At 59.0% G+C, this 11,681-nt stretch carries 11 protein-coding genes; 4 read left to right on the plus strand and 7 right to left on the minus strand.

Annotated elements, in window-relative coordinates:
* Positions 1-17: 17 nt before the first annotated feature.
* Together ACYVHK_RS23030 and ACYVHK_RS23035 are read right to left on the minus strand one after the other, a co-directional pair.
* Positions 18-779: a S1C family serine protease gene (locus ACYVHK_RS23030; RefSeq protein WP_460537052.1), complete on the minus strand. Its 762-nt coding sequence runs from the start codon at positions 777-779 to the stop codon at positions 18-20.
* 59 nt (positions 780-838) lie between these two features.
* The gene (locus ACYVHK_RS23035) at positions 839-1,738 is read right to left on the minus strand and encodes a transglycosylase SLT domain-containing protein (protein WP_460537055.1); all 900 of its coding nucleotides are present in this window, start codon (positions 1,736-1,738) and stop codon (positions 839-841) included.
* Positions 1,739-1,977: 239 nt separating this feature from the next.
* Here ACYVHK_RS23035 and ACYVHK_RS23040 point away from each other — a divergent pair, with 239 nt between their 5' ends.
* A complete protein-coding gene (locus ACYVHK_RS23040; RefSeq protein ID WP_460537057.1) occupies positions 1,978-2,724 on the plus strand; it encodes a class I SAM-dependent methyltransferase in 747 nt (248 codons plus the stop codon).
* A 24-nt stretch (positions 2,725-2,748) separates the two neighbouring features.
* Here ACYVHK_RS23040 and ACYVHK_RS23045 read toward each other — a convergent pair whose 3' ends face one another.
* Genes ACYVHK_RS23045 through ACYVHK_RS23065 form a run of 5 tightly spaced genes read right to left on the minus strand, consistent with a single transcriptional unit; the run spans position 2,749 to position 7,419 of the window.
* Positions 2,749-4,221, minus strand: a complete 1,473-nt coding sequence (locus tag ACYVHK_RS23045) for a lipopolysaccharide biosynthesis protein (protein ID WP_460537059.1) — start codon at positions 4,219-4,221, stop codon at positions 2,749-2,751.
* Between the two features lie 14 nt (positions 4,222-4,235).
* Complete coding sequence (locus ACYVHK_RS23050) at positions 4,236-5,477, minus strand: glycosyltransferase family protein (protein ID WP_460537061.1); 1,242 nt, start codon at positions 5,475-5,477, stop codon at positions 4,236-4,238.
* Positions 5,474-6,334, minus strand: a complete 861-nt coding sequence (locus ACYVHK_RS23055) for an alpha/beta hydrolase family protein (RefSeq protein ID WP_460537063.1) — start codon at positions 6,332-6,334, stop codon at positions 5,474-5,476. The genes ACYVHK_RS23050 and ACYVHK_RS23055 overlap by 4 nt, the downstream gene beginning before the upstream one ends.
* Positions 6,331-7,155 (minus strand): alpha/beta hydrolase family protein, encoded by an 825-nt coding sequence (locus ACYVHK_RS23060; protein ID WP_460537065.1) that lies wholly within the window; start codon positions 7,153-7,155, stop codon positions 6,331-6,333. The genes ACYVHK_RS23055 and ACYVHK_RS23060 overlap by 4 nt, the downstream gene beginning before the upstream one ends.
* A 12-nt stretch (positions 7,156-7,167) precedes the next feature.
* Positions 7,168-7,419, minus strand: a complete 252-nt coding sequence (locus ACYVHK_RS23065) for an acyl carrier protein (protein WP_460537067.1) — start codon at positions 7,417-7,419, stop codon at positions 7,168-7,170.
* A gap of 210 nt (positions 7,420-7,629) precedes the next feature.
* Here ACYVHK_RS23065 and ACYVHK_RS23070 point away from each other — a divergent pair, with 210 nt between their 5' ends.
* The 3 genes from ACYVHK_RS23070 to ACYVHK_RS23080 form a co-directional block, all read left to right on the plus strand.
* Positions 7,630-8,328: a GNAT family N-acetyltransferase gene (locus ACYVHK_RS23070; RefSeq protein ID WP_460537070.1), complete on the plus strand. Its 699-nt coding sequence runs from the start codon at positions 7,630-7,632 to the stop codon at positions 8,326-8,328.
* 162 nt (positions 8,329-8,490) lie between these two features.
* Positions 8,491-10,089, plus strand: coding sequence for an acyl-CoA ligase (AMP-forming), exosortase A system-associated (locus ACYVHK_RS23075; protein WP_460537072.1), 1,599 nt, complete (start codon positions 8,491-8,493; stop codon positions 10,087-10,089).
* Positions 10,090-10,121: 32 nt separating this feature from the next.
* Positions 10,122-11,681 (plus strand): Ig-like domain-containing protein (locus ACYVHK_RS23080; RefSeq protein WP_460537075.1); only part of this gene is annotated, 1,560 nt, incomplete at its 3' end.

Consider the following 11,681-nt stretch of genomic DNA (forward strand, 5'->3'; position numbering starts at 1 on the left):
TACTTGTCCGGCAGCGCTCAGCGCGCGCTTTGCAATAGTTCATCCACATACTGGGCAGGTACGGCAAAACTGATGCCGGAAGGCTGGGACAGCGCGGCTTCCTTCGTGCTCTTGACGAACACCATGTTGATGATCCCGATGACATCGCCGCTTTCCAGGTCAAACAAGGGGCCGCCGCTGTTGCCAGGATAGGCTGTGGCGTCTAGCTGGTATACGGAGAAGCTGCCTGTCTTGATCCTGCGTATCATCTTTTCGTTCAACTGCTGCGCTGTCGGGCTCGGCAGAACGATGGGGGTGATGGCGGAGATGATGCCGCGATGCGTGACCGGGCTTAGCCCTAGCGCTGCACCAATGGGGAAGCCGATGAACCCGATAGCCTGCCCTTCCCGGACATTGCTGCCCTTTTCCATCAGTTTCAGTGCCGGCAGACCTTCTCCTTCGATCTTTATCAGGGCAAGGTCACGGGGCTCATCCAGTACCTCGGTCTTGCCTATCCTGATCTGTTGCCCCGCATAGCCAGAAACGAGCTGTATGGCCAGGGTTTCCCCATTGGCGATATCCAGCAGTGGCGGCACGACGTGCACATTGGTGACAACCTGCTTGCCGTTACCCACAACGAAACCCGTGCCTCGCATGATGAAGGCGGGGCTTCGCGTCTTCTGGTAGGTGCCAACCACGACGATGGAGGGTTTTATCCTGTCGATGAGGTCCGGTAATGTTTCTGCCGCACGACATAGCGGTGCAAGTGCTACCAGCAGCAGGACGCCGATGATGTGCATGAGATGCCTGTACAAGATGCATGGGCTGATTGGCATTCGACCTCCTGAAGCGTTCAAGGTTATAGGTTCTTGTCCTGCCGGAAGCGCGGCAGTTCGGGGGAAGGTGCGGTCACGCCGGCGTCGTAAGGGTGTGCCCCTTGCCGGTAGAGGCTGATGATGCGCTTTACGTAACCTTGGGTTTCGGGATAAGGCGGCACGCCCTTGAATCGCTCGACGGCGCCTTCCCCTGCGTTATAGGCCGCTGCGACCAGTGCTACGTCGCCCTGAAAGTAGGCCAGCAACCAGCGTAGGTAGGATAGTCCGCCACGCAGATTCTGCTCGGGGTCAAAGGGTTTGGTGACATTGAAACGTGCGGCTGTGTCCGGGATCAATTGCATCAGACCCTGCGCATTCTTGTCGGAGATGGCGACTGGGTCGAAATTGGACTCCGCCTTGATCACTGCGATCGCCAGTCGGGGGCTTACGCCATACTCGGGGGCGAGTCGCTGGACAAGGACGATGATTTTCTTTTGTGGCTCGGTGCTGGCAAGCAGGATATCCAGCACATCGTCGTTCACTTCATTATTGTCTTGGGGAGGCATGACCGGGCGCATGCATTCCGGCTGTCTGGGTTCCACATGCCCAAGAAAGCGCAGCATTCTCAAGGCTTGCTGGTGGCCCTGCCCTGCAGCGAGGCCAAAATAGTAGGCAGCCAGCTCATCATCCCGCGGCAGCCCCCGCCCATTGGCATACATCCAGCCCAGGCTGAACTGGGCTTCCGAGTCCCCCAGCTTTGCCGCATCGCAATAAAGCTCCGCGGCGCGCTTGCTGTCCTTGGGCACGCCTTCACCGTGCTCCAGCGCTTGCGCAGCACTGCGTATCTTCTCCATCTGGGCCAGGCGTTCGATGTCCTGTCCCAGAACGCTGACGCTACATAGGCAGCAGAGCAAGCCGTAGAGGCCGACGCGGACAAAAACCATCACCCTGGCCTCCTGCGATTGACCTTGTGGCTACAGCGGTAAGTCTTTGCCGGGTGTAGGTGCATCGCCAGCGGTCCTTTTCGGCGTACTGCAGCATTCTGCGATAGCACAAACCTGCAAGTGTCAGGTGGCGGCGCCGAATGCCTGCTATCAAAGTATATGTGACTCTCCCCGCTTGGTGCGCCAGTAGGGGGTGGAGATGATTGTGGGGTATTTACGCTCGATTCATGAGGTCGCCGATGGATTTGACGGACTATCGAAATAGCGAAGTTGAGCAACGTCGCGTAGCGGATCTGATGGCGCTGTTGCCAGAGACGATCGATACGGTGCTGGATGTCGGTGCTCGCGACGGCTTTATTGCACGGCTGCTGGCCGAGCGTAGCGAACGGGTTACCGCGCTGGACCTTACGCTGCCAGACATTGTCCATGAACGTATCGAGTGCGTGGAGGGAGATGCCACCGCGCTGACCTACCCGGATGAGCATTTTGAGGTGGTATTTTGTGCGGAAGTACTTGAGCACATTCCGTCGACTCTGCTTGAGAAGGCCTGTAGCGAACTGGCCCGGGTCGCGCGGCGCAGCGTGGTAATCGGTGTTCCTTTCAAGCAGGATATCCGTGTTGCTCAAACGACTTGCTACAGCTGCGGCCGCATCAATCCGCCCTGGGGGCATGTGAACAGTTTTGATGAGAAAAAGCTTAAGCAGCTTTTTCCTGGCTTCGATATTGCGAAGCGTTCGTTTGTTGGTGTAACACGCGTCCGTACCAACGCGGTCTCGTCCTACCTGATGACGATGGCTGGCAATCCTTACGGTACCTATTCTCAGCAGGAGCCCTGTGTTCATTGCGGTGCCGTGCTGAAGCAGCCTCCGACAAGGATGTTGTGGCAGAAGGTGCTTACTCGAGCGGCCTTTCTGGCGCACAAGGCACAGCAGCCATTCGTCCGGCCACATGCCAACTGGATTCATCTTTGCCTGGTCAGACGGTAAGCCGAACAAGCCCATTCCCTGTCCTCAGCCTTTTGCCCGCTGCAGCAGGCGGTGCGCCATGAGCTTGTTCAGGCAGAACGACTCGGCGCCAGCCGGCTTCCCCGCGAGTTGCCACAAGCCCAGTGCCAGACCTATGTACAACAGGGCACCTAAAGCCGACTCGATCAATAGGCGGCCCCAGGCGCCATAGTGCGGCAAGGCCATGTCGAATGCCCGGACGCAGAAGTACATTGCACTGACCGCGACCAATGGCCGCCAAAGTACCGAAATGAGGGCTGACCAGCGAAAGCCCAGCATGCGTTTGGTCATCTGCATGGCGACAGGCACGGTGGGGGCGTGGGAAATCAGGTAGGCGTAGCCCGCGCCGATGATGCCGTAGCGACCCAGGAAAAAGTAAAGCGATGGCCCGAGGATCAGCAGGAATAGTGCCGTCATGGCGGTGACTTCGCGGGTGCGTCCCATCACCATCCAGACCACGCTATTGTTGGTTTGGGTGGCGGTAATCGCACCGTAGATTGCCAGCAACTGAATCAAGGGCACCGCATCTATCCATTTCGCACCGAGCAGCGCCTCGACCAAGGGACCGGCAACCGCCGCGATGCCCAGCCCGACCGGCAGGATCAACAGGCCGATCATGCCCATCAATTGCAGATAGGAGGCCGATATGGCTTCGGCGTTCTCCATCTTGGAGAAGCCTGGAAAGGTCGCTCGATTGATGGGAGCGACCAGCTCGGTGGAGGGAAGGTTGGATATCTCATAGGCCACCGAAAAGATGCCCACGCCCGTTGCACCATACAGCTTGGCAATAATGAAATTGCAGCCGTTCGTTTGCAGGAACTGGAAGGTGTTGTTCAGGAATAACCACTTTGAAAAATGGAACAGCTCGCGTGCTGCGGCGAGTGAAAGCCGTGGCCGATAGTCACTCATCTGGAAGCTGGCGATAACGCCGACCACTCTCCCTACGATGATCCCTGCCACCAGGGCCCAATAGGACTGGAACCATAATGCGCCGCCAATGGTGGCGACGAAGGTCACTACCCGGCGCAGGAAGATCAGCTTGAACTCATCCCGAAAGTTCAGTTCCTTGCGGAAATTGACGACACCGACATTCGCGAGCCCGCCGGCCAGGTAGGCCAGTGCCAGGGCGCACATCACGGCAGCGAGCCTCGGCTCGTGATAGAAGGCCGCGGCGGGCCATGCCAGGCCAACCAGCGCCAACCCGCAGAACACGCCGAACAGGACATTGAACGTCCAGACCGTGTCGTACTCTGCGCGTCCGGCGCGCTGATTCTGGATCAAGGCCAGCTCGAAGCTGAATGCCCCCAGGAGATCCAGTACGCCACCAATCGCGGTAGCCATCGCAACCAGGCCGAAGTCGCCAGGTACAAGCAGGCGCGCCAGGATAAGGGTGCTGATCACCCCGATGCTGCGATCCATCAGCCGTGCGGCCACCATCCAGACGATCCCTCTGGCCATCTTTTGCTGCACATCACCCATCGAGGGGCCATCCTTTACGATTCAATTTGAGCCAACAGCTGGGCAAAGGATTCGGAGCGTCCCCTGCGGGATGCCTGTCGGATTACCTCGGCGGTGGGCAACTGGGCTTGTCCGGCCCGGATTGCGGCAAGAAATGGCAGGAGCAGGTTTGCGATTTCGTCGGCGCTGTCGAGTCGGGCTATCGCGTTCAACCCTGCACCTTGCAATACGCCGGCGGTGTCCCCTGCCGGATCGGTCAATGCCATGATCGGCCTGCCGGCACGCAGGTATTCATAGATCTTGGCGGGAATCTGGGCATTACAGTTGGCTGCCTGCATGACCAGCAGGCCGTCCACCGCCATCATCTCCGTAAGTGCTTCCCGGTAGGCGATGCTTGGGCTCAGCTCGATCATGTCGGCGACGCCATGCTTTTCCGCCAGCGTACGCAACAGATCATCATGCACGGCGGCCCGAAAGCGGATGCGCAGGTCGGTACGCTGCAGGGCGCCAGTGCCTACCAGCTTTTCGAGGGCGACGAACAGTTGGGACGGATCCCGCTCCGACGGGTAGATGATGCCGCTGTGCAGCAGGACGACCGGTTTGTCCGCATCAGGCACGGCAGGTTGCGTAACGGTGGGCGGTGCGGGAAAACTCTCTTCATCGAAGCCGTTTTCCAGAACCACGACTCGCTTGGCCGCCGCCGGGTAACGGTCGCGGTATATCTTTGCCGCGCCTGGCGTGGTGAAGACGGCGAGGCTGGCCCGCTGGATCGCCTCCTCCTCGATTTCCTTGTAGCTTTGCCAGGTTTTTGGATCGGTAGGGTAGTCGTCCTGGGCCATCGGGTCACGGAAATCGGCGACCCAGGGGATGCCGCTGTGTCGTTGCAGTGCCGCAGCAATGATGTGCGCGGTAGCGATGGGATAGGTTGACCAGATGACATCCGGTTTGTACTGATCGATCAGGCGCTTTCCCTCCCGGATCGCGGCAAACTTCCAGCTGATCCAGCGATCAGGCCGAGCCATCCAGCCCAGGTAGCGCCCCTTGAAGGTAAGGTGCCGACCGGTATCGAGCGCAAAGGCGCGCTTGACGACGGTTTCAGGCGGAACATCCCGCAGCAGGTCTTCGCTGGTTTTTTCGTAGGCGCGTGGATCTGCGCTGAGAACGATGGGTTGCCAGCCAAGTTCGGGAAGGTGCTGGACAAAGCGCAAGGTTCGCTGGATGCCACTGCTCCCGGCCAATGGCGGGAAGTGATAGGCAATCATCAGGATGCGTTTCATGCCGTTTCCATCAGGGTGTGTAGCCAGTTCAGGGTGAGTTGTTCCACTTCGGCTCGTCCTGCTGCGGTAGAGAAAGTGTGGTCTGCTCCCAGGAGGTCATGCCGAGATACCTTGTGCTGGTCGAGCAAACCAGACCAGGCAGCTTCGCTATTGGCACACTCAAGGAATTCTTTGGCGGTGTAGTCCTGGCCGCTCAGTATCAGGAGCAACTTGCCGGGATAGCTGCGCCATCCCTCGGCCATACGCCTAGGGAAAGGCAAGTTCGGGGTGTTGCACGGCGCTTTGCTTCTGGCCCGGTGCATGGCGGATACCAGGCCAGCCAGAGCGCGAATGACACCCACTTCACCCCGCAGAAGCTTGCGCCAGAACGCGGGTTGCAGCAGACGCTGGCCATAGTAGTGTTTGACCTGGGCGCGAGCCTGTGTGGCCTCGCCCCTTACCCAGGGGTTCAGCAGGCAAAGGCCTATCAGTCGTTGATCCTGCCTTTCATGCCAGTAAAGCAGCGCTGCGGAGGCGGCATCGCAAAGACCCCAAAGGACGATGCGCTTAAGATCCGGGCGGGTTTGCTGAAAGGCCTTGATGGCCGCAGCGATGTCGCTGCTGACGCTCTCGAAATCACGACCATCGCCCTCGCTGTCGCCCATCCCCCGATAGTCGAAACGCATGCAGGGGTAGCCCGCCTCGGCTAGCCGACGGGACAGATGCAGGAACTGACGATGGCTGCCAACGCGATATTGCGGGCCGCCGACGATAATCACTACCCCGCAGTCGCGGGCTTGCAAGGGCGAGGAGGCAATGATGCCGAGCAGCTCGCTGCCTTCGCAGTCGAACACAATGGCGTCTTCTTGAATGCTCATGCGTACGCCTCCGTCACCAGGGCTTGCAGGCTGGCATCACGCAGTGCGGGACAGGTTTCTATCTCGGTGGTTTGCCAGAACGCCGGGCCAGTAACCACCTTGCTGCGAACAGCGGCATTGCTGGCCTGCCATTTCTCCAGCCGCAGAGCGGCGGCTGGTGAAAGGCCGCTATCGGCTCGAGGGCTTAGTTCTAGCCACTCGACGCGGACGACATTACCCGGCAACGCGATATCCGCGAGTTCCAGCTCTGCAGCCATTGCCGGCGAGAGGCCATAACCAGCCACTTCTATGGACTGGCCCTGACGTAGCTGCTCGCGCAACCCGTCTGTTTTGCCCTTCCCTTCGCCGCTCAACATTTCTCCCGCCATCTTCAGGCGAAGGAATTGCTGCAGGAACTGTTTACCGGAAAGCGTGGGCTGCCAAAGCAGCAGATTCACCGGGGTGCTTAGTCTGCCCGCGACCGTGGTTGCCAGCAGGCCGCCGGTACGCAGCCCCCAGAGCCAGCGCTCACCCTCAGGTACGGTTTGTTCCAACCAGCGACAGGCCAATAGCAGGTCTTCCTGCCAGTTGCCCCAAGTGGCGTCGCCAAAGTCACCCTCGCTATCGCCCGTACCAAGCAGGTCCATTTGCAGCACGGCATAGCCTTGCTCGGCAAATGCCCTTGCCTGGTCAGCCGCCATGCGGCGGGATTTGTTCATCTCTTCGGCGAACGGTGGAACATAGAGAATGGTGCCGCGGACTGGGCCTGCAAGCCGCGAACCCATGAAAAGACAGAAGCGACGCCCCTTTGGGGTGTCGAGATAGAACGCACGCAATGCCATGGCGGGCCGGGTTCAGGCGGCCAGTTTGCCGTGGATGAAGTCGACCATGGTGCCGACAGTGCCGAATACCGCACCATCGATCTCGTCATCGTCCACGGCAATGCCGAACCGGTCTTCCATGCTGGTGATCAGGGCGACGACTGCCATGGAGTCGAGTTCGGGAATCGCCCCGAGCAAGGGTGTGTCCACGGTGAATGTCGCTGCTCGGCCCTTTAGGCTAAGCACTTCGTCCAGAATGGCCAGCAATTCCTGCTTTATATCCATAAGTCCCCCATTAATAAGAATATTCAAATATTGCCGGATGCTTTGTGGCAAAAATCGAGATGGCGATTATACGGGCTCTTTGGGTTAAATTTCGTGAGATACTTTTATTGTCCTTAAGAATTAACAATTGCTAATGATTAATCAAACTGAGTATGTGGGCAAGACAATGGGTTTGCCGGCATGAGCGTGGCTGGGGGGGCTGCTCGAGCCATGGCGGTGCTGAAAGATGCGTTTGGACGCATGGGGCCGGTCAATGGGGGCTTGTACCTGCTGAGTCGCTTGCTTGATCGGCTGGGTGGGGGGCGGATTCGCTTGGTCAAGTACTACATCGTCGCCCAGCCGGTCGGGCTGGATGAGGTTGCCAAGGTACGGCCGGATGCCTCGACGCAGATTGATCCTGCGCTGCCGGGCAGTCCGGTAGTTCGTGACTTCCCTCGGCCTGAGGCCGTTATACAACAACGATTCCAGCGCGGTGCGGAATGTCATGTCGCCATGGTGAAAGGCGTATTTGCCGGTTTTCTCTGGCTATGCCGTGGTGCCTATGACGAGGATGAGGTGCGCTGCCGGTTTGTGCTGATGGATGCGGCCAGAAGTGCCTGGGATTTTGATGTCTATGTCGAGCCACGTTTTCGTTTGGGGCGGACCATGGCGCGGCTCTGGCAGGCAGCGGATCAGCGACTTGCGGATCAAGGTGTTGCATGGACGTTCAGCCGTATATCGGCTTTTAATCCCGATTCGCTGGCCGCGCATGGCCGGCTCGGGATAGTGAAATGTCATAGTGTGCTTTTTATGGTTTTCGGCCGTCTTCAATTGTCCTTGTTACCACAGTGGCCCTATGTCCACCTGAGCACTTCTGACTTATCCCCACCCGAAATACGGCTTTCATTGCCTGGCGTTCATCGGATGTGAGCGGATTAGCGAAATAGTATGGAATTATTCACATTCATAACTTTATCAACTCGATAGAATGAATCGGGCTGGCGACATTTCTGGAAAACCTATTTCCCGATTTGCAGCCTTTGTACGTGCTTATCACGATCACGTTACGCCAACTCACTAACCTCGAAACCCATGACCGCGAAGAACGCTTCTCTCTTGCCTGAACTGATTGCCCTTTCCGCTGAGCGGGATGGGGACAGCCTGGCCTTGACCTACGGTAAGCAATCGCTGAGTTATCAGGATCTGCAGCTGTCGATTACCCGTTTTGCCAATGGCCTGCTGGAGCTCGGCCTCAAGCGTGGCGAGCGGGTGGCCATCTACCTGGAAAAGCGTTTCGAAACCGTCATCGCCAGCTTTGGCACTACGGCAGCGGGTTGTGTTTTCGTGCCGCTCAATCCACTCCTCAAGCCGGAGCAGATTGCCTACATCCTGCAAGATTGCAATGTCAGGACGCTGATCACATCGAGTGAGCGGCTCGCCTTGCTGGCGCCCGTGCTGGCGGCCTGCTCGGATTTGCGTCATATCGTCACGGTCAACGCCGCGCAGGCGGATTCCGCACCAGGTTCCCTGGTCGTGCAGGATTGGGAGCCCTTCATGGCTGCGCCGTCCCGAGCCGGACATCGCCTCATCGACGTCGACATGGCAGCCATTCTGTATACCTCGGGTAGTACTGGCCGACCCAAGGGCGTGGTCTTGTCGCATCGCAATATGGTCGCCGGTGCGAAGAGCGTTGCCAGCTATCTGGAAAATCAGGCAGATGACACCTTGCTGGCCGCCCTGCCCCTGTCGTTCGATGCGGGCTTCAGTCAGCTCACGACGGCTTTTCATACCGGTGCCAGGGTGGTCCTGCTCAATTATCTACTGCCGCGGGATGTGCTGAAGGCGCTGGAAAACGAGCGGGTTACCGGACTGACTGCCGTCCCCCCCCTGTATATCCAGCTGTCCCAGCTTGAGTGGTCCCCCGCTATCACCGAGCACTTGCGCTACTTTGCCAACACCGGCGGCCGTATGCCCAAGGAAACGCTGGCAGCATTGCGTGGACATATGCCGAAGACCAAGCCCTACCTGATGTATGGCCTGACCGAGGCGTTCCGTTCCACCTACTTGCCACCCGAGGAAGTAGATCGCCGGCCTGATTCGATCGGCAAGGCCATACCCAATGCCGAGATACTGGTACTGCATGAAGATGGTACGCCTTGCGCACCGAATGAACCGGGTGAGCTGGTGCACCGTGGGGCGTTGGTGGGAATGGGATATTGGAACGATCCCGAGAAAACGGCTGAGCGTTACAAGCCATTACCTGCCAGCACACCTGGGCGGGAGCCTGGCTTGGTATTGCAGGAACTGGCGGTATTTTCCGGCGACACCGTACGCATGGACGAGGAAGGTTTTCTGTACTTCATCGGCCGGCGTGACGAGATGATGAAAACGTCTGGTTATCGGGTCAGCCCGACTGAGGTAGAGGAGATTCTGTACGCGACCAAACTGGTTGGAGAGTGCGTTGCCTTTGGCGTGCCCCATGACACATTGGGTCACGCTATCTGCATCATCGCGACGCGCGCGACGCAAGAGGTGGACCAGGCGGCGCTGCTGGCGGAATGCCGCACCCGTATGCCCGCCTATATGGTGCCTGCCCGTATCGAGTTCCGGGAAGGCCCGCTGCCGCGCAACCCCAACGGCAAGATTGATCGCAAAACCTTATCTACCGAATTTCAGTTCAGCCCTGCCTAGCATAGGTTTGCTGGTTGATGGAGGGCAGTGCCATGACGCCGTATCAAGACCACAGCGCCGCTGATGTGAGAGGCCGGGCCATCTCGCGCGCAGATGGTGTAAGCCGCAGAGGCGGATTCTCCCTGCCCGCACTATGCCGCGGCCTGGGGCAGGCATGTGCTGCATTGGCACTGGTTTGCTCGTTTCAATCGGTATCGGCCCAGAATGCCACCTTGCCCAATCTGCGGGCGCAGCTTGATTCGGTGCCTGAGGGCGGTTGGGTCAAGGTCAACCTGAACCTGTTTTCCGATGCCTGGGCGCCAGCCGAACTGCGCCCCCTCTATGGTCAGTCCAATCCGCCGCCGTTTACCATCATCAATGCCTGGAGCGGCTTTGCCTGGGATACCTTGCGGGGTGATCTGATCATCTACGGGGGCGGACATGCCAACTCACCGGGTAACGATGTCTACCGTTGGCATGGCAGCACGCAGCAATGGGAGCGTGCATCCCTGCCTAGTGAAGTGATCTACAACTCGCTTGGCTTTCACCAGACGATAGATGGTCCCTTCAACTCGCCGATTGCAGCGCATACCTACGACAATAATATCTATCTGCCCATTGCGGATCGGTTCATGGCGGTAGGTGGTGCTTCCTTCAATACTGGCGGGCCTTATATGGTCGAGGATCCGGTAGGTACCGCCAGGCGGACCGGCCCCTACTTCTTTGATCCTTCCCGGGCGGATCCCAACAAGGTTGGCGGCATTACCGGCTCGCATGTCCAGCGTGAAGGCGCGCACCCCGAAATCGTGGGTGGGCTGATGTGGAGCAACCGCGACATTTTCAGCCGCTACCCTGCAGCGTCTACGCCTGGTTCTTTCGTCAATGGCGTGACCGGTTACAAGCAGGAAAACGGCCACGATGTGGTGTATGTCGGCGGCTACGGCAGTGGCGGGGGCACGGATACCAACCTGTTCAAATACACGGTGGTAGACGTCAATGACGCCAGCAAGGACACCATCGAGAAAGTAGGCACCTATTGGGTCACCCCTGGGCCTGGTGCCGGTACCTATGATCCGGTACGTAACATCTTCCTGGCGACCGGGGTGGGCACTACCTCCCCGTTCACCTTCTGGGACCTGGCGACTGCCGGCCCGGCCAACAAGGACCAACGGCTGGTACCGACCGACCTGACCGGCGGTTTCCTGATGAACTCCAATTACGGGCTGGACTACGATCCGGTCCGCGACCAGTTCCTGCTGTGGCAGGGCGGCTCGGAGGTCTGGATACTGAAGGGGCCGCAAACGATGGCGCTGACAGGCTGGACCTTGCAGCGCGCGATCACGCCGACCTCACCGGCCGTCCCACCTGCCCTGCTGACCTCGGGCGGGGTGCGGGGCAAATGGAAGTACGTGCCGAATCTGGATGTATTCATCGGTCTGGAAGATGCCAACCAGGGCAATATCTGGCTCTATAAGCCAGTGGGTTGGGCGCCAGTATCCAGCAACAGCTCGCCGACGGTCAGCCTGACCGCCCCGCTGGCTGGCAACAGCTATAACGCCCCAGCCACCATCACCGTCTCGGCCAATGCCAGCGACAGTGACGGCAGCATCGCC

The sequence above is a fragment of the Chitinimonas naiadis genome, assembly GCF_054780835.1.